Annotated in this window: 23 protein-coding genes; 2 read left to right on the plus strand and 21 right to left on the minus strand. The window is 55.7% G+C overall.

The features are described from left to right. Nucleotides 1-27: 27 nt before the first annotated feature. Nucleotides 28-1437, plus strand: coding sequence for a sodium:solute symporter family protein (locus EQG79_RS18625; protein WP_129603162.1), 1410 nt, complete (start codon nucleotides 28-30; stop codon nucleotides 1435-1437). Here the strand turns inward: EQG79_RS18625 and EQG79_RS18630 are convergent. From EQG79_RS18630 to EQG79_RS18655, 6 genes are all read right to left on the minus strand, one after another. Beyond that, on the minus strand, nucleotides 1379-1831 hold the full coding sequence (locus tag EQG79_RS18630; protein ID WP_077923050.1) for an NUDIX hydrolase: 453 nt from the start codon (nucleotides 1829-1831) through the stop codon (nucleotides 1379-1381). The two genes, EQG79_RS18625 and EQG79_RS18630, sit on opposite strands and share 59 nt — an antisense overlap. 84 nt (nucleotides 1832-1915) lie before the next feature. After that, entirely contained in the window at nucleotides 1916-2422 is a 507-nt protein-coding gene (locus tag EQG79_RS18635; RefSeq protein ID WP_077923051.1) for a Dps family protein, read from the minus strand. Between the two features lie 61 nt (nucleotides 2423-2483). Further along, complete coding sequence (gene lhgO / locus EQG79_RS18640; protein ID WP_077923052.1) at nucleotides 2484-3680, minus strand: L-2-hydroxyglutarate oxidase; 1197 nt, start codon at nucleotides 3678-3680, stop codon at nucleotides 2484-2486. A gap of 112 nt (nucleotides 3681-3792) precedes the next feature. Continuing rightward, nucleotides 3793-4911 carry a Gfo/Idh/MocA family protein gene (locus EQG79_RS18645; protein ID WP_129603164.1) on the minus strand — a complete coding sequence of 373 codons (1119 nt, stop codon included), beginning with the start codon at nucleotides 4909-4911 and terminating at the stop codon, nucleotides 3793-3795. Between the two features lie 77 nt (nucleotides 4912-4988). After that, nucleotides 4989-5483, minus strand: a complete 495-nt coding sequence (locus EQG79_RS18650) for a GyrI-like domain-containing protein (RefSeq protein ID WP_129603167.1) — start codon at nucleotides 5481-5483, stop codon at nucleotides 4989-4991. Nucleotides 5484-5647: 164 nt separating this feature from the next. Continuing rightward, on the minus strand, nucleotides 5648-7462 hold the full coding sequence (locus EQG79_RS18655) for an acyl-CoA dehydrogenase family protein (protein WP_129603169.1): 1815 nt from the start codon (nucleotides 7460-7462) through the stop codon (nucleotides 5648-5650). Between the two features lie 366 nt (nucleotides 7463-7828). On the opposite strand from EQG79_RS18655, the gene EQG79_RS18660 reads away from it, so the two are divergent. Continuing rightward, nucleotides 7829-9661 carry a LysM peptidoglycan-binding domain-containing protein gene (locus EQG79_RS18660; RefSeq protein ID WP_161492796.1) on the plus strand — a complete coding sequence of 611 codons (1833 nt, stop codon included), beginning with the start codon at nucleotides 7829-7831 and terminating at the stop codon, nucleotides 9659-9661. A 150-nt stretch (nucleotides 9662-9811) separates the two neighbouring features. Here the strand turns inward: EQG79_RS18660 and EQG79_RS18665 are convergent, their stop codons facing one another. From EQG79_RS18665 to EQG79_RS18735, 15 genes are all read right to left on the minus strand, one after another. Beyond that, nucleotides 9812-10990 (minus strand): acetyl-CoA C-acyltransferase, encoded by a 1179-nt coding sequence (locus EQG79_RS18665; protein ID WP_077923056.1) that lies wholly within the window; start codon nucleotides 10988-10990, stop codon nucleotides 9812-9814. Nucleotides 10991-11190: 200 nt separating this feature from the next. Next, a complete protein-coding gene (locus EQG79_RS18670) occupies nucleotides 11191-11745 on the minus strand; it encodes an NADH-quinone oxidoreductase subunit J family protein (RefSeq protein WP_077923057.1) in 555 nt (184 codons plus the stop codon). A 106-nt stretch (nucleotides 11746-11851) separates the two neighbouring features. Next, a complete protein-coding gene (locus tag EQG79_RS18675; protein ID WP_077923058.1) occupies nucleotides 11852-12418 on the minus strand; it encodes a NuoI/complex I 23 kDa subunit family protein in 567 nt (188 codons plus the stop codon). 3 nt (nucleotides 12419-12421) lie between these two features. Next, a complete protein-coding gene (gene nuoH / locus EQG79_RS18680; protein WP_077923059.1) occupies nucleotides 12422-13591 on the minus strand; it encodes an NADH-quinone oxidoreductase subunit NuoH in 1170 nt (389 codons plus the stop codon). Between the two features lie 92 nt (nucleotides 13592-13683). Further along, entirely contained in the window at nucleotides 13684-14757 is a 1074-nt protein-coding gene (locus EQG79_RS18685) for a 2Fe-2S iron-sulfur cluster-binding protein (protein WP_077923060.1), read from the minus strand. Between the two features lie 65 nt (nucleotides 14758-14822). After that, nucleotides 14823-16163, minus strand: a complete 1341-nt coding sequence (gene nuoF, locus EQG79_RS18690; RefSeq protein ID WP_077923061.1) for an NADH-quinone oxidoreductase subunit NuoF — start codon at nucleotides 16161-16163, stop codon at nucleotides 14823-14825. A gap of 9 nt (nucleotides 16164-16172) precedes the next feature. After that, nucleotides 16173-16673 (minus strand): NADH-quinone oxidoreductase subunit NuoE, encoded by a 501-nt coding sequence (gene nuoE / locus EQG79_RS18695; RefSeq protein WP_129603173.1) that lies wholly within the window; start codon nucleotides 16671-16673, stop codon nucleotides 16173-16175. Nucleotides 16674-16686: 13 nt separating this feature from the next. Next, nucleotides 16687-17919 (minus strand): NADH dehydrogenase (quinone) subunit D, encoded by a 1233-nt coding sequence (nuoD, locus tag EQG79_RS18700; protein WP_077923063.1) that lies wholly within the window; start codon nucleotides 17917-17919, stop codon nucleotides 16687-16689. Between the two features lie 82 nt (nucleotides 17920-18001). Beyond that, nucleotides 18002-18502 (minus strand): NADH-quinone oxidoreductase subunit C, encoded by a 501-nt coding sequence (locus EQG79_RS18705; protein WP_129603538.1) that lies wholly within the window; start codon nucleotides 18500-18502, stop codon nucleotides 18002-18004. 99 nt (nucleotides 18503-18601) lie between these two features. Next, nucleotides 18602-19147 (minus strand): NADH-quinone oxidoreductase subunit B, encoded by a 546-nt coding sequence (locus EQG79_RS18710; protein WP_077923065.1) that lies wholly within the window; start codon nucleotides 19145-19147, stop codon nucleotides 18602-18604. Between the two features lie 64 nt (nucleotides 19148-19211). Next, on the minus strand, nucleotides 19212-19583 hold the full coding sequence (locus EQG79_RS18715) for an NADH-quinone oxidoreductase subunit A (RefSeq protein ID WP_077923066.1): 372 nt from the start codon (nucleotides 19581-19583) through the stop codon (nucleotides 19212-19214). Between the two features lie 205 nt (nucleotides 19584-19788). Next, nucleotides 19789-21942, minus strand: a complete 2154-nt coding sequence (locus tag EQG79_RS18720; RefSeq protein ID WP_129603175.1) for a T9SS type A sorting domain-containing protein — start codon at nucleotides 21940-21942, stop codon at nucleotides 19789-19791. Nucleotides 21943-22118: 176 nt separating this feature from the next. Beyond that, nucleotides 22119-25088, minus strand: coding sequence for a T9SS type A sorting domain-containing protein (locus EQG79_RS18725; protein WP_077923068.1), 2970 nt, complete (start codon nucleotides 25086-25088; stop codon nucleotides 22119-22121). 50 nt (nucleotides 25089-25138) lie between these two features. After that, complete coding sequence (gene obgE / locus EQG79_RS18730) at nucleotides 25139-26149, minus strand: GTPase ObgE (RefSeq protein ID WP_077923069.1); 1011 nt, start codon at nucleotides 26147-26149, stop codon at nucleotides 25139-25141. A gap of 43 nt (nucleotides 26150-26192) precedes the next feature. Beyond that, on the minus strand, nucleotides 26193-26780 hold the full coding sequence (locus tag EQG79_RS18735; RefSeq protein ID WP_077923070.1) for an adenylate kinase: 588 nt from the start codon (nucleotides 26778-26780) through the stop codon (nucleotides 26193-26195). Nucleotides 26781-26821 lie beyond the last annotated feature (41 nt).

Below are 26821 nucleotides of genomic sequence, written 5' to 3' on the forward strand. Positions count from 1 at the left end.
GTGTTTTTATAGTTACTCCCTTAGCCAATGCTGCTGCTTTGTATTGCGCTCTACCTGCTCTCTAATATTGGCGTTGGTGTATGGGCATCCCGGCGCGTAACGACCTCGCAGGATTTTGTGCTGGCCGGTCGGCGGTTGCCGCTGGTGCTGGCGGCTTCGGTAACGTTTGCCACCTGGTTCGGGTCCGAGACGCTCATGGGTGCTCCGGCCATGTTTGTAGAGGGGGGCGTTCAGGCCGTTATCGAAGAGCCGTTCGGGTCGGCCCTGTGTCTGTTTCTGGTGGGCGCTTTCTTTACGCGGCCGCTCTACCGGATGGGGATTACCACCTTCTGCGACTACTTCCGGATTCGGTTCGGGCGATCGGCCGAGCTGTTATCGGCTGTTATGATGATTCCGTCCTACTTCAGCTGGATTGCGGCCCAGCTGATTGCCATCGGTATTGTGCTGAGTGTGGTTACCGACGTGCCCCGCGAGTATTGTATTCTGTTCAGTGCGCTGGTGGTCATGATCTACACGCTGCTGGGCGGTATGTGGTCCATCTCGATAACCGACTTTTTCCACAACCTGATCATCGTGGTGGCGCTGGCCGTGCTGGGCGTCATTCTGTGGCAGGAGGTTGGTGGCTGGGCAACCATTCAGCAACGGACCCGGCCGGGCTTTTTTCGGTTTCTGCCTCATCCGACGCTGAAAGGCTGGGTCGAGTACCTGGCGGCCTGGTTCACCATCGGCTTGGGCAGTATTCCGCAGCAGGATATTTTTCAGCGGGTTATGGCCGCAAAAACAGAAGATACGTCCGTTCGGGCGTCGTACCTGGCGTCGGGCCTGTACCTGACCATTGCAATGCTCCCGCTGTTCATCGCGCTGAGCGCCAGGATTTTGCACCCGAACCTGCCCGGCGACGGTCAGCTGATTATCCCGAACATGGTGATGCAGCACGGAAGCCTGCCGTTACAGATTCTGTTTTTCGGGGCGGTATCGTCGGCCATCCTGAGCGTGTCGAGCGGGGCTATCCTGGCGCCGGCTACCGTCTTCGGCGAAAATATTGTCAAGTTTTTTCGGCCCGACCTGCCCGATCAGGCGCTGTTGCGTGTCATTCGCTGGGCTATTGTGGTGATTACCCTTATCTGCGTCATCATGAGCACCGCCCGCGATACCAACATTTTCGATCTCGTCGGTGAGTCGTCGGCGTTTAGTCTGGTGTCTTTGTTCGTGCCGCTTACGGCCGGTATTTACTGGAAACGCGCCAACCTGACCGGCTGCCTGTGGTCAATGGCGGCCGGCTTGGTGGTTTGGCTGGGTTGTATCTGGCTCGAGACCGACTACTCGCCCATGATGTGGGGATTGCTGGCCAGCACCGTAGCTATGGCAGGAGGGAGCTTCATCCGAAATACTTCTGCTCAATCCGACCCACATAGCCCAGATACGTTGCGGTACTAAACCAGGGCTGAATTTTGGCGCCGATATTGGGGTATAGGTTCAGCTGATCGAGACCGACAACGGGCGCCCAGACCAGCTCGAGCGCGGTAGTTTCGGCGGGGTTGAGCGTGGGTTCGCCCTGCAGGTTTCGGGCCGCAAAAACGACGTGTAGCACATCATCGTTACGCTCGGTCAGCAGCATCTCGCCCGCCAGAATCATCTCGCCAATATCGACAGAGACACCCAGTTCTTCGCGGAGTTCGCGGGTAACGGTTTCGGGCAGGGTTTCGCCCCGGTCGCAGTTGCCGCCGGGCAGCGCAAAAACATCCTGCCCGCCGTATTGGTAGCGCATGAGCAGGACTTCGGTCTGGTTCTCGAAATATCGCCAGATCAAAGCAGAAGGACGAACTTTCATGGTGGGGATATGCGAAATAAATGGTCAGTTTACGGGCTGGCCAATATACGCGCCAGCCCGTAAACCGACCAGGACAACGATAAATTAGTTCAGGTCGCGGGTGGTTTCGAAGAGGAACCACGTCCGTCGTTCGGTTTCGTCGATAAAGTTCTCGAGCAGGCTGGCCGTGGCTACATCCTCGGCTTCGTCGGCCAGTTTGTGGGTATCGCGCATGTTGCCGGCCATTTTTTTGTTTTCGGCAATGAGGTCGAGCAGCATATCTTTCGGCGCAACGAAATCATCGTCATTGTCCTTGACGCGCTGGAGCTGGGCAATATGAGCTACTGAGCGGATGGTATTGGCGCCGATCTTGCGGACGCGCTCGGCCAGCGGGTCGATCGTGGCGAAAATCTGGTCGGCCTGTTCATCGAGCAGCAGGTGATAATCGCGGAAATGGCGACCCGATACGTGCCAGTGGTAGTTTTTGGTTTTGATATACAGTGCAAACGAATCGGCTACCAGCCGGTTGAGCGCTTCGGCAACCTTCTCCCGGCCTGATTCGGCCAGATCAGACGGTGTTTCGAGGGCTTCGATGGGATTGATGGCGTTCATGAGTACGTCTAGTTTCGTGAAAGGTACAACCAGAAAACACCGCCCGGCGGCTATTGTTTGCTCAGAATCGGCTCAACACTTTTTCCGACACGGTCTGCCCGATCGAGAGCGACGAGGTGGCTGCCGGCGACGGGGCATTGACCACGTTGATGGCCTTGTCGGTCTCCAGAATCGCGAAATCGTCGAGCAGCCCGCCGGTACGGTCGCAGGCCTGCGCGCGTACGCCCGCACCCCCTTCTTCGAGGTCGTCTTCCTGGATGGCCGGAATCAGCGCCTGAAGCGCTTTGGTGAAAGCCGCCTTCGAGAACGAGCGGTACATTTCGCCCAGGCCCGTTTGCCAGTATTTGGCGGCTACTTTCTGAAAACCGGGCCACGACAGGGTTTCGTACAACTCCTTCAGATTCACATCGGACTTGGTATAGCCCTCGCGCCGGAACGCCAGTACCGCATTCGGACCGGCTTCAACGCCCCCGTGAACCATGCGGGTAAAGTGAACGCCCAGAAACGGGAAATTCGGGTCGGGAACCGGGTAAATCAGATGTTTGACCAGGTGTTCCTTGTGCGGTTTGAGTTTGAAGTACTCACCCCGGAAGGGCACAATCCGAACATCGACAGGGTCGCGCTGCGTCAGCTGGGCAATTTTGTCGGAGTAGAGACCGGCGCAGTTCACAACGAGTTTGGTTTCGTACCGGCTACGGTTGGTCACCACAATGCTCAGGCTGGTGCCGGGTGTTACCTGCTCAACGCGCTCGTTCAGGCGCAACTCGCCCCCGAGCTGCTGAAACTTTTGGGCCAATTTTTCGCAAACCTGGGTGTAGTCGATAATGCCGGTATACGGCACGGCAATGCCCGCTATGCCGGCTACGTGCGGCTCAATGTCGCGCATTTCTCCGGCGGAGATCTTACGGATGTTGGTCAGCCCGTTCAGCTGGCCCCGTTCGAACAGAATATCGAGCTGTGGTAACTCGTCGGGTTTGGTAGCTACTACAATCTTGCCGCACAGCTCGTAGGGTACACCTTCGGCCTGGCAGAAGTCGAGCAGCATCTGATACCCACGGATGCAGTTGGTCGCTTTGAGCGAGCCGGGCTTGTAGTACAGCCCGGAATGAATGACGCCCGAGTTATGGCCGGTCTGGTGACGGGCTACGGCGGGTTCTTTTTCGATGAGAACAACGCTCAGACCGGGTCGCTGCTGTTTGATTTGCAGGGCGGTAGCCAGCCCCACAATGCCGCCCCCAATAATTACTACGTCTGTCATAAGAGCCTTATCTCCGGCAGCATCCTGCTACCGGAGATACAAGGCTACAAAGATACGGCTTTCGGTCTGACCCGCTTCTACGTCGACGGCGGGAAATCAGCTCATATAGGCCTTACAGGGAGATCGTTTTGCCGGTTTCGGCCGCGCGGTAGATGGCCTGGAGCAGCCGAACGTCGCGTTTGCCCTCTTCGCCCGTGATGTGGCCGGGCAGGGTCTTACCGTCGAGCAGGTCTTTGCAGACGCCGTCCATGTGCATGGCCTGGTGGTTCACAACGGGCTGTTCGATGGGGCCTTTGCTGGTGCGGCCTTTGAGGGGACCGTAGCCGAAGGCGGGCGACAGTTCGAACCAGCCTTTTTCGCAGGATGCGTAGAGCCGCTCCACACCCGCCGTGTAGCTGGTTGTCGAGTTGCTGACGGCCCCGCTGGGAAACCGGAATTGCCAGAACAGGGTCTCTTCCACGTCCTTGAACTTTTGCGGTTCGGTTTTCGGGGAGAACTGGGCCGTAACCGAAACCGGTTCTTCGCCCGTTACGTAGCGCGCGCCCTGAACGGCGTAAATACCTACGTCCATCAGTGGCCCGCCACCCGCCATCGATTTTTTCATCCGCCACTGGGTGGGGTCGCCAATCCGGAACGCATCGCTGCTCTCGATGAACTTGACCTGGCCGAATACTTTCTCCTGGCCTAGCCGCATCACCTCTTTCGTGAAGGGCTCGTAATGCAGGCGGTAGCCGATGGCCAGTTGTTTATTAGCTTTTTTGCAGGCATCGATCATCGACTGGCAATCTTTCTCGGTGATGGCCATGGGCTTTTCGCAGATGACGTGCTTACCGGCCTGGGCTGCCCGAATCACAAACTCGGCGTGCATCGAGTTGGGCAGTACGACGTAGATGACGTCGATATCTTTGTTATCGGCAATCCGGTCGAAGGTTTTGTATTCGTACACGTTGGCCTTCGGAATGTTGTATTTCTGCATCCATTCCTCGGCTTTGGCGGGCGTACCCGTCACAATACCGGCCAGGCGGCAGTGTTTGGTCTGCTGCAACGCCGGGGCGAGCTGGTTTTTGCTATAACTGCCCAGGCCAACCAGGGCAATACCCAGTTTGCGATCCTGATTGCCCGCGGTCGTGATGGGCCGACCCAGGACGTCGGTCAGAGCGGGAAGGGTAATGGCCGATGCGCCCAGGGTGTTGAGGAAGGTTCGGCGCGAGAGTGGAGTCGGTGTTTTCATACTGCAAAAAGAGCTGTATACGGGTACTTTACCCGCGTATACAGCTCTTTTCTATCAACAGGCATCGGGCCGACCGGTTACTTAGTCAGGCCGATCTGAATATCGGTAACGCACTGGTCAGGCGCTTCCAGATTTACGACGCTGTAGACCTCCCGAACGCACTGATTGTGGCGGTAATTTCCGGCCTCTACCTGCGCGAAGAGTGCGTCATAAACCGGCATAAACTCGCTCCAGGGGCCGGTGTAGGTATAATGCAGGCAGTGAAAAGCGGGGAACGTTTTGACCTGAAACGGATGGTTTGGCAGAACTGGAGCCGCTGACCCGATGGGCAGGGCAATCTCCAGATCGAATTCGTTGGTTTCGTCGCCAGTGACGCCGGTGTACATCCACTGAACGGGCTGGGTCATGTCGAGACCCAGCCGGGCGGCTTCAGACAGCAACTGCTGGGTAGCTGCCCCGCCCCGATCGGCCGCTGTGAGCAGGGTGGCGCGTAACCCAACGGTGAGGGCGGTGAACGGGACAACATTACTTTCGGCGAGGGCTTTTTCGGGAATAAGTACGTCAGTTGTCATGTGTATTTGTGTTTAGTAAATAACTACAACAAAGATCAGCCTGACTAGTGACAGCCCTATGTCAGCAGGGTCAGCGCCGAACAAAAAAAAGTCGCTTCCCAAACTGGAAAGCGACTTTCTGGCGGCAACCTCCAACTGAAAGTTCAGAAAAAAACCTCTCAGGATTAAAATATATACTTGTTCTCGGTAATCATGGCGTCGGCAATCTGACGGCGGGCATCTTTGAGATTCATCGGCTCGATTTTGGTGAACCGTTTCAGTCCCATCAGCATACCGCGCAGCTCGTCTCCTTCGGCGAAGGACGTAATGGCGGCCCGGCCGGCGTTGTTTACTTTCTCAACGGCTTCGTGGAGGTAGACCAGCGCCATTTGTTTCTGAAGGTCAACGGCGGCTTCTCCTTTGGTGCCAATCAGCTTCTCGATCCGTAGCAGCACCGACTCGGCTACGTAGATTTCGATGGCCATGTCCGCTACGTTCATCAGGATTTCCTGCTCGTTGGAGAGGTTGGCCATGAATTTCTGCACGGCGGCACCGGCTACCATCAGGGCTGCTTTCTTGAGGTTCCGAAGTACTTTCTTCTCGGCAATGAACAGCCCTTCTTCTTCCTCGGCGTTGAAATCCGGAATCGACATGATCTCTTTGGCAACGGCCATAGCCGGGCCCATCAGGTCGAGCTCACCTTTCATGGCCCGTTTCAGCAGCATATCGACCACCAGCATCCGGTTGATCTCGTTCGTGCCTTCGAAGATTCGGTTGATGCGGGCGTCGCGGTAGCTGCGGTCCATCGGCGCGTCGGCCGAGTAGCCCATACCACCGTATACCTGTACACCTTCGTCTACCACGTAGTCGAGCACTTCCGAGCCGTGCACTTTCATGATGGCACATTCGATCGCAAACTGCTCCAGCGCCTTCAGCTTGGCCGACGCATCGTCCATACCCTGTTCTTTCAGATCCTCGATCAGGTCGTCGATGTTCTGACCGGCGCGGTAGCTGGCCGTTTCGGACGCGTATACTTTGATGGCCATCTCGGCGAGTTTATGCTTGATGGCACCAAACTGCGAGATGGGCGTTTTAAACTGCTTCCGCTCGTTCGAGTAGCGGATGGCGTTGTTGATCACTTCTTTCGACCCGCCAATAGCGGCAACGCCCAGCTTGATCCGGCCGATGTTGAGGATATTTACGGCGATCTTGAACCCGTTTCCACGCTCAGACAGCAGGTTCTCTACCGGTACTTTGGTGTCGTTGAAGAAGATCTGGCGCGTATCGGAGCCTTTGATTCCCATCTTGTGCTCCGGCTCATTCATGGTAATTCCCTCGAATGACTTTTCAACGATGAAAGCCGACAGGTTTTTGTCGGGCTGCCCGCTGCCGTCGTCTATTTTGGCAAATACGATGTAGACGTCGGCAAAACCGCCGTTGGTAATCCACATTTTCTGGCCATTCAGGATATAGTGTTTGCCGTCTTCGCTCAGTACCGCGCGGGTCTTACCCGAGTTGGCATCTGAACCTGAGTCGGGCTCGGTCAGGCAGTAAGCGGCTTTCCACTCGCCGGTTGCCAGTTTGGGCAGGTATTTCGACTTCTGGTCGTCGTTGCCGTAGTAGACAATGGGGAGGGTACCAATACCGGTATGGGCCGACAGGGCAACCGAGAACGAGTGGCCCGCGCCGGTTACTTCAGCTACCAGCATGGAGGTGTTGAAGTTCATACCGAAACCGCCGTACTCTTCCGGTACACCCGTACCGAGCAAGCCCAACTCACCGGCTTTGTCCATCAGCGAAGAAATCAACTCCGGCGATTTGGCGGTATCGATCTCGTTCAGCCGCGGCCAGATTTCGCGCTCCAGAAATTCGTGGCAGGTTGCCGCAATCATCTGTTGCTCTTCGGTAAACTCTTCAGGAATGAATACCTGGGCAGCATCGGTTTCTTTAATCAAAAACTCACCACCCTTGATGGAGGCTTTGGGCTCTGTCGCAATCATAGTTAATAGGGTTGTTATGCTTGCATACTAATCTAGTACAAAGAAAAGAAGTTTGTTAATGGTATGCAAGCATACTAATAACAAAAAAAGCCGCAAAAAAGTCCTGCAAAATCTGGGTCTGCTACCAAAAGAAGGTAACGGCCTTTCAATAAATACTCCTATGTAGCCTCTTTAACATGCAGGTAAGATATAGTGAAACTGATTACATTTGAGTGATAGGGCTAGTAGTATGTTACCACAGTTTTTAGGTATTAGCGCCTAATCAACTTTTTTATGATTAAACACTGGGCAGTAAGTAAAGTATTAAGAGTTTTTCTTGCCGTAGCTACATGTAGTGAATTAGTGGTTGCCCAGTCATTACCCGAAGTGCCTGCTGAGATTCGCTTTGGTGGCGCTACCATCTACGTAAGCGAACCGGTCCGTTACCAGATTCAGCAGGAAATCCGGCAGATCTACGCCAATCGAAGCCAGCTGGAGCAGGATGTTGATGCCCTCCGGCAGCTGACTCCGCTGCTGCAACCGTATCTGGACGATGCCGATCTGGCCGTCGATTTTCGCTACGCGGCCCTGCCCTTTAGCCCTGCCGAACCTGCCTACTGGTCGCTATCGCCGGCGCAGGCCTGGCGGCTGGGCCTGCGCATCGACAACGCTGTCGATACCCGATTGCACCCGATGCTGGCTACCGAGGCCGTTGCTACCTACATCAAGCGGCTGCAGGAGCGGAGTCGGGGCGATGCCGTTCAGCTGCTGCTGCGGTACGTTCGTGCTTCGACCAGCGAGCCCGTTCCCGACAACAATACTACGCTGCTGGTTGAGCCAGGCAGTCCTCCGCTGCTCTGGAAAATTCTGGCCCGAAAGATAGCCGTCGAGCATGAGGAGCCCATCTATAAACCGGCGGCTTCGTTTGTCGTTTATCCGTATCGGAACAGCGGGGGGAAGTCGCTGGTAACCATCGCCAAACAGCTGGAACTCAGGATTGACCGGTTTTCGCCCTATAACAGATGGCTGAAAGAGCAGACCGTACCCGTGGGCGACGACTATCCGGTGCTGATCCGGTTAACGACCGACGAGTTTCCGCTGGTGCGGGCTGCGTCGATGGCGGGGGCGGCCAGCCAGGTGGGGGGGCTTAGAGACGTGGGATTCCCGCTGTTGCTCAAAATGCCCTACCGGGAAGAAGGGCTGCGATCGTCGGCCGTTTTCTACAAAATCAACGACATGCGGGGCGTTCAGGCCCAACCGTGTGAGAACGCAATCACGCTGGCTTACTACGGCGACCTGTCGGTGAAAAAATTTCTGGATTACAACGAGTTGGCCGAGCAGGACGTAATCTGGCCGGGTCAGGTTTATTACCTGGAACGGAAGGCAAAGCGGGCCAAAGTACCGTTCCACGTTGTACAGAGGAACCAGACCCTGCGCGATGTGTCGAACATGTACGGGGTGCGGCTGAGTTCGTTGCTGCGGTTCAACCGGCTCGAACCCAGGCAGCGGGTGCGGGCCGGTCGAATTCTATGGCTGCAAAAAAAGCGACCCAGTAACCAGCCGGTCGAGTACCAGGCGCTGCCGCTTCCCGTACCCGAACCAGAGCCAGCCCCTGTGGCCGATACGCTGATGGCCAAAAAAGAGCCCCCGCGTGTGGACACAACCGCTCAGCCGCCCAGGCTGGTAGCGCCCACGGTAACGCAGGTACCCCGTAGTCAACCAGCTGTCGATACAGCGGGTGCACCACGGGTGGCCGCACCGATAGCCAGGACACCAACGCCAGTGCTGACTACGGTGGCTCCCGTTATCAAACAGCCACAGGACAAGGTTCGGATACACGTCGTGAAAGCGGGCCAGACGTACTATAGCATTGCAAAGCTGTACAAAGTGACGCCCCAGCAATTGTACTTTTGGAATAACCTCTCTGAAAAGATTCCGCTCGAGATCGGGCAGGAGTTGGCCGTGGCGGTACCCCCCGTCCGGGGCGCAAGTCCGTCGGTTACGCCACCGGCGCCCCGGCCCGCGCCGGAGCGCATCGTGAACACCTACGTTGTAGAACGGCCCGATAAAGTGACGTACCACGTCGTGAAGCCCGGGCAGACGGTGTACCGGGTGGCTCTGATCAACAACGTAACCATTCCCGACCTCATGCGCTGGAACAACCTGAAGAATTACTCTATAGAAGTAGGCCAGCGGCTCATTATCCGGAAGAAACAGTAATACGCTGGCATACAGAAGTCGGGGGGACGGGGGTTTAGAAGCAAAAAAAAACACACACCCGGGGGGGCGGGGTTTTTTTTCAACACCCCCCCCCCGCGCCCCGACTTCTGTAAAACTCGTTTCCAGTGCGTATACCGCGGTCGGGCCAACTTAGTTGAGTCGCTCAAAAATACCGGCCACTCCCTGTCCGCCACCCACGCAGGCCGAAACCATGCCGTAGGTTTGATCCTGACGGCGCATCTCGTTTAGCAGCTGCACGGATAGCCGGGCCCCGGTTGAGCCGAGGGCATGGCCGAGCGCAATAGCTCCTCCGTTTGGATTGATCCGGCTACGGTCGAGGTCAAGCTCCTGAATAACGGCCAGCGACTGAGCCGCGAAGGCTTCGTTCAGCTCGATCAGTTCAATGTCGTCCTGCTTAAGGCCGGCTTTTTTCAGCGCAATGGGGATAGCCGCTACCGGACCGATACCCATAATTTTGGGTTCGACCCCGGCCGATGCGTACGACATCATGCGCGCAACCGGTTTCAGGCCTAGTTCATTCACCAGCTTTTCGGACATGACCAGCACAAAAGCGGCTCCGTCGGAGGTTTGCGAGGAATTGCCGGCCGTAACAGACCCGCCAGCCGCGAAAACGGGCTTTAGCTTAGCCAGCCCTTCGGCGCTGGTATCTTTACGGGGACCTTCGTCCTGCGCTACCGTCCACTCGCGGGTCTTCTTTTTGTTACTGTCGGCGTCGAAATAGGTTTCGCTGACCTTGATGGGTACGATCTCATCGGTGAATTTGCCAGCGGCCTGGGCTGCGAGCGCTTTCTGATGCGACTCATAGGCAAATTCGTCCTGAGCGTCGCGGCTGATCCCAAACTGCTGCGCAACCTGCTCAGCCGTTAGGCCCATGCCGATATAGTAGTCAGGGTTCTGCTTGGCTATTTCGTAGTTGAGGGCGGTTTTCCAGCCCATCACCGGCACTAGCGACATCGACTCCGTACCCCCCGCAATGATGCAGTCGGCCAGACCCGCGTGGATCTTGGCAGAGGCAATCGCGATGGCCTCCAGCCCTGAGCCGCAGTAGCGGTTTATCGTAAAGCCGGGCACACTTTTCGGTAACGACAACAGCGCAATGTACCGCGCAATCTGCATGCCCTGCTCGGCTTCCGGTACGGCATTACCAACAATAAGGTCTTCTACGCGGGCCGGATCCAGATTGGGGACCTGGCTCAGCAAATGTTTGATAACCTCGGCCGCCATGTCATCGGGGCGAGTTAAGCGGAGACCACCACGCGGAGCTTTGCCCACAGCTGTGCGATATCCGGCAACAATGTATGCGTCCATGTTTGTCTAGATTACTGGTTAAGCAGGCATCTAGTCTGTTAACTAATTGCCTGGGGGAATAATTACAAACCTACACAAAATTGTTATGCAAGCATACGGTTTATGCCAGGTTTCGATCAGATGCCGGTCTGGCGGTGGGGCGGGCATAAAAAAAGCCACTCCCTAAAGAGTGGCTTAGCGCTTATGAAAAGCCTAATCGTTTAAAAATGGCGGTCGCCGGCTTCGCGTTTGCCCAGCATAACGGCGCCGACCATAGCCACCAGGAACAGGACTGACGCCAGCTCGAAGGGCAGAATATAATCGCTGTAGAGCAGGTTGCCGAGATTTTCGACCAGACCCGTTTTGGCGTCGAAGGTGGTTGCGTTCACGACCGGCACCTGCGCACTTTTGGCTCTGAAGATGGTAATGAGCATGACCATGAGTATGCCACCCACCACAACGGACGCCATTTTGGTTAGATTCGTTTTCGATTCTTCATCTTCCTTCCGCAGGTTCAGAAACATAATCGTAAACAGGAACAGAACCATGATAGCCCCGGCGTATACGATGATGTTGACGGCTGCCAGAAACTGAGCATTCAGCAGAATGTAATGCCCCGACAGACAGAAGAACGTTGCAATCAGTCCCAGTACGCTGTAGATCGGGTTACGGGCCGTTACCACGCTGATAGCACTCAACAGGGTCAGGGCGGTCAACGCCAGAAACAGGTAGCCTGTTGGCGTAAGTGTCTTGAAAAAAGTAATAGTCTCAGTCATGGACGTGTAGTCATTAATGGTCGGAGATTGTCATCGGAGATCGTCATGCGTAGCCTGCTTTTTACGTTAGCACAACCAGACTACGCATGACCCTCGCGGACAAACGCTAGGTAGCGGCCCGGGTCAGGCTCGGCTCGGTTGGGGTGGCCTGCACTTCTGAACTGGCAATACGAACGTATCGATCATCCATTTTCTCAACCAGCCGATCTTTGCCGTAGATAACCTCGTCGCGCTCCTGAAAAACCGGCACCATACGATCGTGGCGCAGGTAGACGGCCTGTTTGGGGCAGGCTTCTTCGCAGAGACCGCAGAAGATGCAGCGCAGCATGTTGATCTCGTAAACGGCCGCGTATTTTTCTTCCCGGTACAGCGATTCTTCGCCTTTTTTACGCTCGGCGGCTACCATCGAAATGGCTTCGGCCGGGCAGGCTACCGCGCAGAGGCCACAGGCCGTGCAGCGCTCGCGGCCCTGCTCGTCGCGCTTCAGCACGTGGTGACCCCGGTAAATGGGGCCGAGGTACTTCTTAACCTCCGGGTATTGTATGGTCGGCTTTTTGCGAAAGAAGTGCCGGATCGTGATGGCCAGCCCGCCAATAACGGCAGGTAGGTACATCTTTTCCGCCAGCGTCATTTCTTTATTGCTGACTTGTTTGGAGCGATTCGTGAGTTGCATCGTTTAAACTGTTTGTTGTGGTACAACAGTCCGTTTGGGAGCGCGGGCAGAAGACATCACCGCCAGCACGATCATGACAATGGCAATAAGCCAGGTCGAGTATTTGAAGTTGAACAGCAGACCGGCGCCCGTGATGACCACGTTCAGAATCGACAGCGGAATAAAGGTTTTCCAACCCAGATTCATCAGCTGGTCGTAGCGGAAACGCGGCAGCGTCCACCGAACCCACATAAAGAAGAAAATAAAGAAGAAAATCTTGGCGAAGAACACCACGACGCCGATCAGGGTAGCTACGTTATGGCCCGCTACCGCGCCCAGTGAGTTTTCGAGCGCTCCGCCCACCAGATCCATGAACGGGTAGTGGAAGCCGCCGAAATACAGGGCCGAAATAAAGGCCGACGATACGAACATGTTGATGTACTCCGAGAACAGATAAAAACCCAGTTTCATGGAGCTGTATTCGGTATGGTAGCCACCGACCAGCTCGGTTTCGCACTCGGGCAGGTCGAACGGCGTACGGTTACACTCGGCAAAGGCGCAGGTCAGGAAAATAATGAACCCCAGCGGCTGGGTAAACACGTTCCACTCGAAGAAAGAAGCCTGCTCGTCGATAATGGCCCGCAGCGACAGCGAACCCGTCATCATCAGGATGGCGATCAGCGACAGACCCAGCGCAATTTCGTAGCTGATATTCTGCGAAGCTGCCCGGATAGCGCCCAGCAGGGAAAATTTGTTGTTCGAGGCCCAGCCACCGACCATGATGCCATACACGCCCAGCGATACAACCCCGAAGATGTACAGCACACCAATGTTGATTTCTATGGCCTGCACCGCTACTTCATAGTTCTTACTGTCCCAGCTGAACCGGATCGTATCGCCAAACGGAATAACCGCGCTCGACATCAGCGCCGTCAGGATAGCCAGACAGGGGCCCAGAATAAACAGCCACTTGCTGGCCTGCGACGGGATAAAGTCTTCTTTGAAGAACATTTTACCGGCATCGGCAACCGGTTGCAGCAGCCCCCACGGCCCCGCCCGATTCGGTCCGATCCGATCCTGCAGAAATGCCGCTACCTTGCGCTCGGCATAGGTCGAGTACATGGCAATGAGGAGCGTTATCCCAAATACGGCCAGGATAATGATCCCTTTGGCCGATAATATGGTTAAATCCATGTTTAGTAGGTTTCAATAGTTGGTTTACGTGTCGGCTCGGTTTGTACGGAAGGCCATACCCGTAATCCCAATCTGGTTAGTTTTCTGACAGGTTAGCTCTCTGCGGATGGCAGCTTGGCGAAACGCTCGGGCGGCAGCTGCTGAATGCTTAGCTGCGTAGTGTCGCGCTCGTCATGGATCGGTTTGTATTCGGCGGCTGCCAGACGCTGGCCAAAGCTGGGTTTAATGGCATCAGCGCGGTACTTATTGGCCGAAATCACCGATGCCCGCGATACTTTCGTTGGGCCTTCAATGGTCCAGTCGCTGGTTTTCTTGGTTTCGAACCGGCAGGTGTTGCAGATGAACTCGGTTACTTCGCTCCACTCGTTTTTGCGGGCCGTTACCCGGATTACCTCGTCGCCCCGGTACCAGAGCGTCACCTTACCCGAACAGGTCGGGCAATCGCGGTGGGCGTCAACGGGCTTTGTGAACCAAACCCGGTTCTTAAACCGGTACGTTTTATCGGTCAGCGCCCCTACCGGACAAACGTCGATTACGTTACCGGAGAAGTCGTTGTCTATGGCTTTCTCGATATAGGTGCTGATTTCCGATGCATCGCCCCGGTTCAGTACTCCATGTACGCGCTTGTTGGTAATCTGATCGGCTGTATAGACGCAGCGGTAGCACAGGATGCAGCGCGTCATGTGCAGCTGGATATACGGGCCCAGGTCGTTTTTTTCGAACGTCCGCCGGTCTTCTTCGTAGCGGGTGGTTGCCTTGCCGTGGTCGAACGCAAAATTCTGCAGATCGCATTCGCCCGCCTGATCGCAGACCGGGCAGTCGAGCGGGTGGTTCAGCAGCAGGAACTCGACTACCCCATTCCGGGCGTCAATGACCTGCGGGTTCGTTTTGTTTTCGACAATCATACCATCCTGAACGGGGGTCAGGCAGGAGGCAACAAGTTTGGGCATTGGCCGCGGATCTTTCTCCGAGCCGGCCGCTACCCGTACCAGACAGGCGCGGCATTTACCGCCACTTCCTTTTAGCGGCTGGTAATAGCACATGGCGGGGGGCGCTACCTCCGGGCCGATTTTGCGGGCGGCCTGTAATATCGTTGTTCCCGGCTCTACCTCGACCTGAATACCGTCGATGGTAACTCTCAGCAGTTGCGGCTTTGTCTCTTCCATGTATCGTAATGCGGCCCTGAAGCCGCAGGTCAATCAGTACAGTACGGCTTAGCTGCCGTATTCTATTAAACTAAGGCCATTTCTCCGCGATAAACGGCACCTGGCTGGGTGGCCTCCTGCGGATTGGTGATATGCCACATAAATTCGTCACGGAAGTGACGGATAGCGCTGGCTACCGGCCAGGCCGCTGCATCGCCGAGGGGACAGATCGTGTTGCCTTCGATCTTTCTGGCGACGTCGACCAGCAGGTCGATGTCGTGCTGGTGGCCGTGGCCGTGTTCGATCCGGTGCAGCACCTTTTCCATCCAGCCGGTGCCTTCGCGGCAGGGGCTGCACTGGCCACACGACTCGTGGTGGTAGAACCGGGAGAAATTCCAGGTGTTGCGCACGATACAGGACGTTTCGTCGAACACGATGAATCCGCCCGAGCCCAGCATAGTACCTGTAGCAAACCCACCGTCCGACAGCGACTCATACGACATCAGTCGTTTTTCGCCGTTGGCCAGGGTCAGCGCGAGGTTAGCGGGCAGAATCGGCACGGATGAGCCACCCGCCACGAGGGCTTTAAACTTATGGCCCGGCCGGATACCGCCACACCATTCGTCGGCATAGATAAAATCTTCGACCGGAACGCCCAGCTCGATTTCGTACACGCCCGGCTTGTTGATGTGACCCGACGCCGAAATCAGTTTGGTGCCCGTGCTGCGGCCAATGCCAATACCCGCGTAGGCATCGCCCCCATTGTTAACGATCCAGGCTGTAGTTGCAATCGACTCAACGTTGTTAACCACCGTTGGGGATTGATACAAGCCTTTTACGGCCGGGAAAGGCGGCTTGTTCCGTGGATTACCCCGTTTCCCTTCGAGTGATTCGAGCAGGGCCGTTTCTTCACCACAGATGTAAGCTCCGCCACCGGGCTGAACAACCAGCTCGAGGTCGTAGCCACTACCCAGAATATTTTTACCCAGGAATCCCTTCGCTTTTGCTTCGGCGATGGCTTTTTCGAGGATATGAATGACGTACATCAGCTCTCCGCGTACGTAGATGAATGACTTGTTGGCACCGAGCGCAAACGACGAAATAATCATTCCCTCGATGAGCAGGTGCGGGATGTTTTTCATCAGGTAGTGATCCTTGAACGTACCCGGCTCCGACTCATCGGCGTTGCAGACGAGATAACGCGGAACGCCCTCCGGCTTCGCCAGGAAGCTCCACTTCATGCCCATCGGGAAGCCTGCACCGCCCCGACCCCGAACCCCCGCCTTTTTCACTTCCTCGACAACGGCCTCTGGCGTCATCGTTTTCAGCGCTTTTTCAACGGCCGTATAGCCGCCCTGCTTCCGGTATACATCGAAGGTTTCGATGCCGGGAACGTTGATATGTTCAGTTAATATCTTGGTAGCCATGTGTGGGTTTTATTTCGACAGTTCGTCAATGATTTCGTCCACGCGCTCGTTAGTCAGGTGCATGTAATATTTTTCCCGGATCTGGAATACCGGCCCCATGCCACAGGCCGCCAGACATTCTACTTCTTTTAGGGTAAACTGCCCGTCGACGGTTGTCTGACCGGTATCGATGCCCAGCCGTTGCTTCAGGTGAGCGTATACCTCTTCGCCCCCCATCAGGCAGCACGGGCCCGTCCGGCAGTATTCGATCACGTGCTTGCCAACCGGCTGGAGGTGGTACATCGTATAGAACGACGCCACCTCGTATACTTCGATGGGTTCGATGTTGAGCAGACTCGCCACGTAATCCATGCCTTCGGGGCTGGTCCAGCCTTCCTGCTCCTGCAGCAGATGCAGCAGGGGAAGCAGCGCTGACTTCTGTTTTCCTTCGGGATAACGGGCAATGATTTCCTGCACCTTGGCCAGCCGCTCCGGTGTGAATTGTATGGTGGGTTTGCTCTCGGTTGTCATAGGTATCCGTAAATTAAGCGTCTAACTCGCCCGCAATCACGTTCATGCTACTCATGATTACGATGGCGTCGGAAAGAGTAAGGCCTTTACACATCTCAGGATAGGCCTGGTAATAAATGAAACACGGACGGCGGAAGTGCAGCCGGTACGGTGCGCGGCCCCCATCGCTGATGAGGTAGAAGCCCAGCTCCCCGTTGCCGCCTTCTACGGCGTGATACACTTCACCTATCGGTGCATCAATTTCGCCCATCACAATCTTGAAGTGATAGATGAGCGCTTCCATGTTTTTGTAAACCTCCTGCTTGGGCGGCAGGTAGTACTGCGGAGCGTCGGCAAAATGGGGTCCTTCGGGCAGGTTGTTGATGGCCTGCTCTATAATCCGCAGACTCTGCCACATTTCTTCATTACGGACCATAAACCGGTCGTAAGTATCACCACTCTGGCCAACGGGAATATCGAATTCGAAGTCCTGATACGACGAATACGGATTCATGACCCGCACGTCGTAGTCCACACCGGCTGCCCGGAGGTTCGGACCCGTGAAGCCGTAGCTCAGTGCCCGCTCGGCCGTAATACCGCCTACGCCCACCACACGGTCCATAAAGATCCGGTTGCGGTTGAAGAGGTTTTCGAACTCGGTCAAGACTTTCCGGAATCGCGGAATCAGTTCTTTGATTTTACGGATGGCGGTAGGCGACAGGTCGCGCTCCATACCGCCGATGCGACCCATATTGGTGGTCAGGCGGGCTCCGCAGACTTCTTCGTAAATTTCGTAGATATTTTCGCGCTCCTGGTAGATGTACAGGAAGCCCGTAAAGGCACCCGTATCAACGCCCAGAATACCATTACAGATCAGGTGGTCGGCCAGACGGGCCAGCTCCATCATGATGACCCGGATGTACTGAGCCCGCTTGGGTACGTCAACGCCAAGCAGTTTCTCCACCGTCATGTGCCAGCCCATGTTGTTGATGGGCGACGAGCAGTAGTTCATCCGGTCGGTCAGGGTCGTAATCTGATAGAAAGGTCGCCGTTCGGCAATTTTCTCGAACGCCCGGTGAATGTACCCGATCGTCTGCTCGCCCGATACGATTTTCTCCCCGTCCATCTGCAGCACGTTCTGGAAGATGCCGTGGGTGGCGGGGTGCGTTGGGCCGAGGTTGAGCGTCGTCAACTCATTGACGTACTGAACCGGTCCCTGTTCGGCAGGCAGGTTCTTCTTGGCTATATCTAGTTCTTCAGAAACCATGGGTAATTGAGTGAGTGGGCGATTGAGTGATTGAGTGAGAGGCAAACGCGACTCCACACTCAATCACTCAATCACTCAGTAGTTATCGTCCAAACAAAGCGTCAATCTTGTCCTCGCGCGTGGCGTCTTCGAGCGGGTACTCCTTGCGCATGGGGTGATAATCCATCTCCTCCATGTTCAGGATCCGGCGCAGGTCGGGGTGCCCATCGAAGATGACGCCGAACAGGTCGAAGGTTTCGCGCTCCATCCAGTTGGCGCTCGCAAACAGGGGCGTCAGCGTGGGAATATGAATGTCCTCTGCGGCCAGATACACCTTGATTCGCAGCCGGAAGTTGTTGACGAGGCTGTGCAGGTGGTACACAACGCAAAACTCCCGACCGGCCGAGTCAGGATAATGTATAGCCGTGATGTCGGTCAGAAAGCTAAACTGGTAGGTCGTATGCTCGTTCAGGAACCGAACCAACGGAACGATCTGGTCGCGGCTGGCGGTGAAGGTTAACAGGTCGAACGGATCGTCGAACTCACCGACGGCTTCTCCAAATTGATTGATGATGGTCTGCGCAACTTCTTCGTTGGTCAGCATTTCTGGCAGTGGGTGAATGAGCGAAAAACCGGGCTGGGAGGCTGAGTCGGCGCGTGATAGGACCACACGGAGCCGCTCGACAGCCCGATCGGGCGCTGTTTATTGAATGCTATACGAATTGAGCAACTTCTGGTACTCTTCGGTATTTCGCCGGCGCAACGATTCGTTCTTGGCCAGCTCCTGCACCTGCATGACGCCGTCCAGAATCTGTTCGGGGCGAGGTGGGCAGCCCGGTACGTACACGTCGACGGGAATAATCCGGTCAATACCCTGCAATACGCTGTAGGTATCAAAAATACCACCGCTCGACGCACAGGCACCGATGGCAATGACCCAGCGTGGTTCGGCCATCTGCAGATAGACCTGCTTCACCACGGGCGCCATTTTCTTGGCAATCGTGCCGGCTACCAGCAGCATATCGGCCTGGCGTGGCGAGAAGCTGGGCCGCTCCGAACCGAACCGGGCCAGGTCATAATGCGAAGCCATGGTCGACATGAACTCGATGCCACAGCAGGAGGTCGCAAACGGCAACGGCCAGAGCGAATTGGCGCGGGCCAGACCAATGATTTTATCGAACGAAGTAGCCGAAAATCCAGGTCCGTCGTAACTCGCCGGAGCCTCGGCCAATTTGATGTCAGTTGCCATACATTACGTTGCAGTTAGTTACTGTAACAACGAATAAATATGTTTGAAAATTCATTTATTGGCCTTATTCCCACTTCAATACACCCTTACGGATGATGTAGTAGAAACCAGCCAGCAACAGTCCCATAAAGAGAACCATTTCAATAAAGCCGGTCATGCCCAGCCCTTTGAAGTTAACGGCCCATGGGTACAGGAAAATTACCTCCACGTCGAACAGAACGAACAGGATGGCAATCAGGAAATACTTGATGGAAATCGGCGTGCGGGCATCTCCCTGAACAGGAATACCACACTCGAACGGATCGTCCTTTTTCACACTGTTCCGCTTGGGGCCGATCGAGTGCGTTACAATCATCGTTGTAACGATAAATCCCAAGGCTAAGCCCAGCTGAATCAGCACCGGCAGATAGTCGGCAGGCACGTAGGTTGTATCCATATAATTTATTGATAGAGAACCCTGCAAAGGTAGTGATAAAACTATTAAGCGTTGTGCTTCACAACCGCCAACAAACGCAGCGAATAGTCTTCCAAAGATACGACACCAGCGCTGTTTACGCAATTACAGCGCCCCGCTGATCGGTGAAGAAACACGAAACGCCCTCCGGTTAGGGAAGGCGTTTCGGCATTTGTACAGGATCGGCTTAGCGATTGATGATTACCCGCTGCGACACGTCGAAACCCGCCGATCGGACCCGGATGATATAAACACCCTGCGACAGGCTCGATAAGTCGACGGATTTGCGTTCGTCGAGTATGGGAACAACCGTTCCGAAGATTCGACGGCCCATCAGCGAGAACACCTGAACATCGGCATTACGCAGGTTTTCGGCCGTTTCGATCGTTACCTTACCGTCGCTCGATGGGTTCGGGTAAACGGTCAGCCCGCCGTTCGACAGGTCGAATACAAAAGGCTTGGGCGCGCTGAAATCCGAAGTGCAGGTCAGATTACTGGTTCCCAGAACGTAGTTGGTCCGGGCCCGCACAGCATAGTCGGCCGACACAACGACTTTAACGGTTGCCGTATTCTGCGGGAGAAGCTGGTTGGCCCGTCGCCAGTCGAACAGATCTGACTGGCCTCCCGTGGGTGCTGGTAATACCGCCTGCAGGGTATAGGCCCCCACTTGCTCGATGGTAGGCACGGCCGGCTTCTGCCGTACGGTCAGGCTGACGGACGACGACTGGCCGGAGCGGCAGCCGTACACGTTGACGGCCTGTAGTGAATAGTTGCCGGCCTGAGTCAGACGGATATTCGGGGTGGTGGCTCCGTTGCTCCAGACGGCCATGCTATTGGTAGCGGTATTGGCCACGAGTGTTAACGACGAGTCGGAACAGACCTGCAGCTGACTGCTGGCGGGCCGCCCTTCCTGCCCCGACACCGAGATGGTTGGGGTAGTCGGCTGAATGGTTCCCTGCACATCGATAACCGGCGAGAGGTACGTATTCCCGTTGCGGTCTTTGAGCGTTGCCCGATAGAGACCCGGCTGCGTCACATTGATGGTTCGGCCGGTTTGTCCGGTATTCCAGCTGTACGACTGGTAGAGGTTGGGCAGCGTTACGGTCAGGGCGTTGTTGCCGCTGGCGCAGGTTACCGTAGCGGCCGGCGGAGGCAGTGGCGGGAGGGGTCTCGAACTGGCGAAGAATGCGGAGTTCAGACTTTCAAACCAGGCCTGGCCCAGTTGCCGCAGCCCATCGCCCCCGAAGTGTACTTCACCCTCGTAGCGGGGTACCTGGATATTATCCGTAAAAGGACCGGCAAATACGTTGTTGTTGAAGGTGTTGATAACGTCGTTCTGCGCCTGGATAATGTCCTGACTGACTTTGCCGGTATTGTACGAAGACCGCGCCAGTACCCAGGCCGGATAACGCTCGGTATCGGAGCGGGTCTTGTTGACCAGATACTGCATGTCGCGACCGTAGGCCTGCCGGGTCGAGTTAAGCGGCACGTTGTCGTTTTCGCCCTGCTGCCAGAGCACGGCCCGCAGGCCCTGTAACGAACAGTAATAACGAAGGGCAATTACCAGGTTGGCATAAGGCATACCCGGCGGGAAATTTTCGTTGGGCGTTCCGAGCGCAAAAATGTTTTTAGTGATCTGCCCGTCGGCACTTTCGCGCCAGTTTTTGATGACGGTAGCCTGCCAGGCGGTATTGATGAACAGCACCGGAACCTGGTACTGTCGGGCAATCAGGTCGCCGAGTACGCCCCAGCACCAGGCGCTTTGGCCGCGGGGCCCAATGAGGGAGGTGGCGCTCAGTTGCTGAAAGGTCGGCGCTGGCGGATCGTTGAGCGAGTTGGCCGTTGTGTTGTCGTAGGTAACGCAGTTGACCCGGTCGTCTGAAGCGCCGGTAGCGCCAAAGTTCTGGAAGCCCTGCGCGTTGGATTGGCCGGTGATGATAAACACCTCGCCTACGCCGACCTTCCGAACTACGTCGGAGCCAACTAGTACCCCTTTGTAGAAAGCCTGCGCTTCGAGCCGATACCAGCCGCCCCGCACCCGGATAGCGCCCTGAAACAGACCTCCCTGAACGTTTCGCTGAATCGTTACCCAGTCGGTGTTTACCCCTTGCCCGGCCGCTTCGGCCTGAACCCGCGCCTGAACGCTGTCGACGGGCTGGTAATAGTTACCCGACAGAAAAATAGTGCTTGTATTGTCGTTCTCCCGCTGAAAAACGGCCCGGCTCTCGGGATAGGTGATTTTGATACTCTGCCCAAAGGTGGGTATCCACTGTAACCCCACCAGTGCCAGCATCAAACTGCCCGTTACCAGTACTCTCTGTAGAAAATAATGCTTATTCATTCGATGCCTGTAAGCGGCCATTTCTGCTGTTCACCTGCTAGACTATATACTTACCAGCCAATTCACAGCAAAAATCAGACCCTGTTCAATCTATGGCCTTCCGGGAAATGCGTATCCCGGTAAAATGCAAAAATAAGGCTAATTTCAATGATTGAACGGTCAGTTTGGCAATAATATTACAAGCCTAGAATAATTCGTTTTGAAACGTCGAGGTCGGCTGCCTGCAGGCGTAATACGTAACTACCCGATGGAACACCCGTTAATTCGAGCTGCTTCCGCTCATCGAACAGGGGAACCCTATACGTTGAGATAAGTTGTCCCGTCAGCGAGTACAGCGTTACTGACACATTGGAGTGGTTTTCCAGCGTTTCGAGTACCACTCTCTTGTCAGGGCTGGGGTTAGGATAAATACTGACGCCCCCGTTGCTAAGGTCGATCGTAAACGATAGCGGAGCCGACGGCAGGGAGAAACAGGTTAGCGAGTTTGAGTAGACGATCGACGCCCGCGCAGTATAGTTGCCGGCCTGATTGGCCTTGATGATGCCCGTCTGTACGGCCAGCGAATCAGCATCCCGGCGCCAGCGGAACTCGGTGCCATTGGTCGAGCTTACGGCTTCGAGGGTATAGGTACCAATCTGATTGATGGATGGTGCCGGCGGTAACGGACGGGTTGCCACGGTCAGACTACCGGCCTGAGCCGATATACAGCCGTTTACGTCCCGTACGCGTGCCGAATAACCACCGGGCTGGCCGGTCGTGATGCTGGCTGTAGAATCGCCGGTGCTCCAGAAAACGGTGAAGGGACCATCGACGCGCAGGGTGATCCGGTCGCCTTCGCAGATGGTTGATGGCTTATTGGTCAGGATGGTTGGTGTAGCGGGTAATGGGTTGGCCCGTACAACGATAATGGGTGAATAGGGCGACAGGCAACCGTTCTGATCGCGGGCCTGTACGGCATAGTTGCCGCTTGAGCTAACCGTGATCGACTTGTCGGTCTGGCCGCTGGCCCAAACCACCTCAAAGGGGCTGGTCGAGTTCAGCGTCACCCGGTTGCCTTCGCAGAAGGTAGTTGGGCCAGCCGCCGTAACCGTGGGGGTGGGCGGCAGCGGGTTGACCGATACGGTGATTATATCTGAGTTGACCGAAGCACAGCCAAACTGATTGCGTACCTGTAGCGAGTAATTGCCGGACTGGTTTACCGTAATGGCGCGGGTTGTCTGGCCGTTGCTCCAGGTGTAGGCGGTATTTTCCTGAGACGTCAGCGTTACGTTTCGGTCGGCGCAGAATGTGGTCGGGCCGTTGGTCGTAACGGTCGGTTTGGCGGGTACCGGATTGGCGGTTACCGCAATGGTATTCGACGCGAAGGATGTACAACCGTTCTGGTCGGTAACGGTCAGGAAATAGTTGCCCGATGTGCCCACCGTAATGGCTTTATCCCGCTGGCCGGAGCTCCAGTTGTACTGAACATTATCGCTGCTGGCCCGTAATACGGTATTGTCGCCCTGACAGAACGTAGTGGGTCGTTCGTTCGCCACGGTGGGGGTGGCCGGGAGCGGGTTGACCGACAGGTTGATGGTATTTGAGGTGAAGGTACAGCCACTCACGTCGGCATAGCGAACCGAGTAGGCCCCGGCCGTCGATGTGCTGAAGGTGCGGCTGGTGGTTCCGGTATTGTCGCCACCTCTGAACCAGCTAACATTGTCGTAATTGGCAGTCAGCGCCAGACTACTGCCAATGCAGATAGACGGCGGTCGGTTATCCGCAACGGCTGCGACGGGAGCATCGGATATGCGCACCTGTCCGGAGAAGTATGTGTTGCCCAGGGCATCTTTAATTTTTGCCTGATACAGGCCCGCACCCCGGGTAATGCTACGCCCGGTTTCGCCCGACGTCCACTGAACGGTTGGGAAATCGCCGTTGACCGTAACGGTCAGGTTATTGTTCGACGCGCAGGCTACCGACAGGGTCGGGGCTGCGGCCGGTCCAATGGGGTTGGCCTGCTGAAAGAACGCATCGGTCATGCTATTGTTCCAGGCATTGGCTACCTCAACCAGGCCGTCGTTGTCGAAGTGAACGCCTTCGATGTCGTTGAGCGGAGGGCGCAGACGGGGTACCTGGATGTTATCCGTATTGGGGCCGGCGAATACGTTGGCTGTTGATGCGATCACCTGATTCTGAGCCGCAATGATGGTTGGATTGCTCAGGCCGATGTAATCGCCATACGTAGCCCGGGCCACCATCCAGGGTACGTTTCGGCCAAAATCCTGACGGCTCTGACTGATTACGATCTGTAGCTGACTTACGTAGAAGCTCTGCTGCGACTTGATCAGGTTATCGGCTTCGCCCTGATGCCACAGTACAGCCCGGCAACCCAGGGTATTGGCGTAGTACTGAAGCGCAATTTTCAGGTTGATATACGGCTGACGGGCTGGGTAAGGGTCGCCGTTATAAACGCCGTAGGCGATACCACCATCGGGAGCGCTCTGGCTCCAGTTCTGCACGGCGGTTCCGGTAAAGGCTGCATTGAAGAACATGACCGGCACCCGGAGCCGCTTCACAAGAATATCGCCGAGCTGGCCCCAGCACCAGCTGCCCGTACCACGCGGAGCAATGGTAAAACCCGGCGAGTTATCCAGCCGCGTAAATTCGGGTTTGGGCGGGTCGTTCGGAAATCCATTGTCCGGATAGCGGTAATTGACGCAGTTGACGAGATCATTACCGGGGTTTGGGGCGCTCTGGTGAACCCCCTGCGCGTTTGACTGGCCCGCAATGACAAATACTTCTCCAATACCTACCCGTTCGACCTGCGCAGTACCTACCTGTTGATCGCCACTCATGCCGCGGACTTCCAGGTTATACCAGCCACCCTGTCCGGCCAGATCACCGGCAAAAACGCCACCCGTCGGGTTTCCCTGAATGGTACGCCAGTCGGTAGAGCTGCCAACGCCATCCCGCGCAATGAGCCGGGCTTCTACCCGTGTGATGGGAGTGGTATAATAGCCGGAGACCCGAATGGTAGCCTGGTTCGCGTTATTACGCTGAAACACCGCCCGTGTGGTCGGGAACGAAATCTGAATCTGAGCTATCGTTGCAAGCGGAATAAACAGGCAAACCGTCAGAACAAACGCTACGGATAGGTTTTTCATAAGTAGTTAAAATGGCAGGTTGGCAGCCAGCCATATTGATTGAGAGTAAATCAGGTTGCTTCAGCTGTTGTTGTCAGATTTTGCCAGATAAGATCTTTCAACTCTGTGAGGCCGCGCTGGCTAACCGAGGATATAAACGTGACCGGCACTTTTTTTGGTAAATCTTCTTTCAGAAGCGCCAGGGCTTCTTCATTTTCCAATAAGTCAATCTTGGTAATGGCCAGCAGCCGCTTTTTATCCATCAACTCCGGATTGTAGGCGTGTAGCTCATCGAGCAGCGTATTATACTCCTGTCGAATGTTGTCGCTGGTAGCCGGTACCAGAAATAGCAGGATCGAGTTTCGCTCGATATGACGCAGGAAACGCAGTCCCAGCCCTTTACCCTGTGAGGCTCCTTCAATAATACCCGGAATGTCGGCCATTACGAATGATTTGAAGTCTCTGTATGCTACGACCCCTAAATTGGGGACAAGCGTTGTAAATGGATAGTCGGCAATTTCGGGCCGGGCTGCCGAAACAGCTGACAAAAGGGTAGACTTACCGGCGTTGGGAAAGCCCACCAGCCCTACGTCGGCCAGTAGTTTCAGTTCCAGAACCACCCAGGCTTCCTGCCCGGCCTCGCCCGGCTGGGCATAGTGCGGAGCCTGCTGGGTGGCTGATTTAAAGTGGTCGTTACCCAACCCGCCCCGGCCGCCCGGCAGCAGAATCAGTTCCTGACCCTCTTCGGTTATCTCGGCCAACTTTTCGCCGGTGTCCGGATCGCGGGCAATGGTTCCCAGCGGTACTTCCAGAAAAACATCTTCGCCCTGCTGGCCGCTCCGACGGCCACCTTCGCCGGCTGTACCGTTCTCGGCTTTGACGTGTTTCCGGTATTTAAGGTGGAGCAATGTCCAGAGTTGGGCATTGCCTTTTAGGATAATGTGCCCGCCACGGCCCCCATCGCCCCCGTCAGGACCACCTTTAGGAACGTGCTTTTCGCGCCGAAAGTGAACCGAACCTGCACCGCCTGCTCCCGAACGGCAGTTTATTTTAACGTAGTCAATGAAGTTTGATGAAGCCATACGAGTTGCTTTCCTGAACTTAAGACCGATCAGGTTAGCGGGGTCACGCTGTTTTTGCAACAGCTGTTTCAATATTCTGGCAGATCAGTTCAAAAATTTCGCTGATCTCACCAATGCCATCAACGGCTATGTATTTCTGTTGCTGGTTATAGTAATCGGCTACGGGCGCGGTTTCGCTGTTGTATACGCTAACGCGTCGGCGGGCCGTTGTTTCGTCCCGATCGTCGGGTCTGCCTGAGGTTTCTCCCCGTTTCAGTAGTCGGCGAATCAGTTCGGCATCATCAACAACCAGCGCAATCATGGTGGTGATCTGCGTATTGTACTGAGCCAGTAGCCGATCGAGCGCCTGCGCCTGCGGCACTGTTCTCGGAAAACCGTCGAAAATAAAGCCGGCGGCATCCTGATTCTCCCGGAGTTTATAGTCGATCATGCCGATCACCACTTCGTCTGGTACCAACAGGCCCTGGTCCATCAACTGCTTAGCCCGCATGCCCAGCTCCGTACCGGCTGCAATCTGCGAGCGGAGAAGATCTCCTGTAGACAGATGTACTAAGTTGTATTTCTGAATTAACTTTTCACTTTGGGTACCTTTTCCGGCACCCGGTGGGCCAAACAGTACAAGGTTAAGCATACGGCCTTACGGGGTAGTGTCGTTCTGTAAAAAATTGCGCC

Origin of the sequence: Spirosoma sordidisoli (genome assembly GCF_004138325.1) — a bacterium.
Classification (GTDB): domain Bacteria; phylum Bacteroidota; class Bacteroidia; order Cytophagales; family Spirosomataceae; genus Spirosoma; species Spirosoma sordidisoli.

Bases quoted from the DNA above. Each gene is read 5' to 3' on its own strand.
- EQG79_RS18725 (WP_077923068.1), bottom strand. From the start codon at position 25,088: ATGAAAAACCTATCCGTAGCGTTTGTTCTGACGGTTTGCCTGTTTATT.
- EQG79_RS18675 (WP_077923058.1), bottom strand. From the start codon at position 12,418: ATGCAACTCACGAATCGCTCCAAACAAGTCAGCAATAAAGAAATGACG.
- nuoD (WP_077923063.1), bottom strand. From the start codon at position 17,919: ATGGTTTCTGAAGAACTAGATATAGCCAAGAAGAACCTGCCTGCCGAA.
- nuoE (WP_129603173.1), bottom strand. From the start codon at position 16,673: ATGACAACCGAGAGCAAACCCACCATACAATTCACACCGGAGCGGCTG.
- EQG79_RS18715 (WP_077923066.1), bottom strand. From the start codon at position 19,583: ATGGATACAACCTACGTGCCTGCCGACTATCTGCCGGTGCTGATTCAG.
- EQG79_RS18630 (WP_077923050.1), bottom strand. From the start codon at position 1,831: ATGAAAGTTCGTCCTTCTGCTTTGATCTGGCGATATTTCGAGAACCAG.
- EQG79_RS18720 (WP_129603175.1), bottom strand. From the start codon at position 21,942: ATGAATAAGCATTATTTTCTACAGAGAGTACTGGTAACGGGCAGTTTG.
- EQG79_RS18710 (WP_077923065.1), bottom strand. From the start codon at position 19,147: ATGGCAACTGACATCAAATTGGCCGAGGCTCCGGCGAGTTACGACGGA.
- EQG79_RS18685 (WP_077923060.1), bottom strand. From the start codon at position 14,757: ATGGAAGAGACAAAGCCGCAACTGCTGAGAGTTACCATCGACGGTATT.
- EQG79_RS18655 (WP_129603169.1), bottom strand. From the start codon at position 7,462: ATGATTGCGACAGAGCCCAAAGCCTCCATCAAGGGTGGTGAGTTTTTG.
- EQG79_RS18670 (WP_077923057.1), bottom strand. From the start codon at position 11,745: ATGACTGAGACTATTACTTTTTTCAAGACACTTACGCCAACAGGCTAC.
- EQG79_RS18650 (WP_129603167.1), bottom strand. From the start codon at position 5,483: ATGACAACTGACGTACTTATTCCCGAAAAAGCCCTCGCCGAAAGTAAT.
- EQG79_RS18625 (WP_129603162.1), top strand. From the start codon at position 28: ATGCTGCTGCTTTGTATTGCGCTCTACCTGCTCTCTAATATTGGCGTT.
- nuoH (WP_077923059.1), bottom strand. From the start codon at position 13,591: ATGGATTTAACCATATTATCGGCCAAAGGGATCATTATCCTGGCCGTA.
- EQG79_RS18705 (WP_129603538.1), bottom strand. From the start codon at position 18,502: ATGCTGACCAACGAAGAAGTTGCGCAGACCATCATCAATCAATTTGGA.
- EQG79_RS18645 (WP_129603164.1), bottom strand. From the start codon at position 4,911: ATGAAAACACCGACTCCACTCTCGCGCCGAACCTTCCTCAACACCCTG.
- EQG79_RS18665 (WP_077923056.1), bottom strand. From the start codon at position 10,990: ATGGACGCATACATTGTTGCCGGATATCGCACAGCTGTGGGCAAAGCT.
- obgE (WP_077923069.1), bottom strand. From the start codon at position 26,149: ATGGCTTCATCAAACTTCATTGACTACGTTAAAATAAACTGCCGTTCG.
- EQG79_RS18735 (WP_077923070.1), bottom strand. From the start codon at position 26,780: ATGCTTAACCTTGTACTGTTTGGCCCACCGGGTGCCGGAAAAGGTACC.
- nuoF (WP_077923061.1), bottom strand. From the start codon at position 16,163: ATGGCTACCAAGATATTAACTGAACATATCAACGTTCCCGGCATCGAA.
- lhgO (WP_077923052.1), bottom strand. From the start codon at position 3,680: ATGACAGACGTAGTAATTATTGGGGGCGGCATTGTGGGGCTGGCTACC.
- EQG79_RS18635 (WP_077923051.1), bottom strand. From the start codon at position 2,422: ATGAACGCCATCAATCCCATCGAAGCCCTCGAAACACCGTCTGATCTG.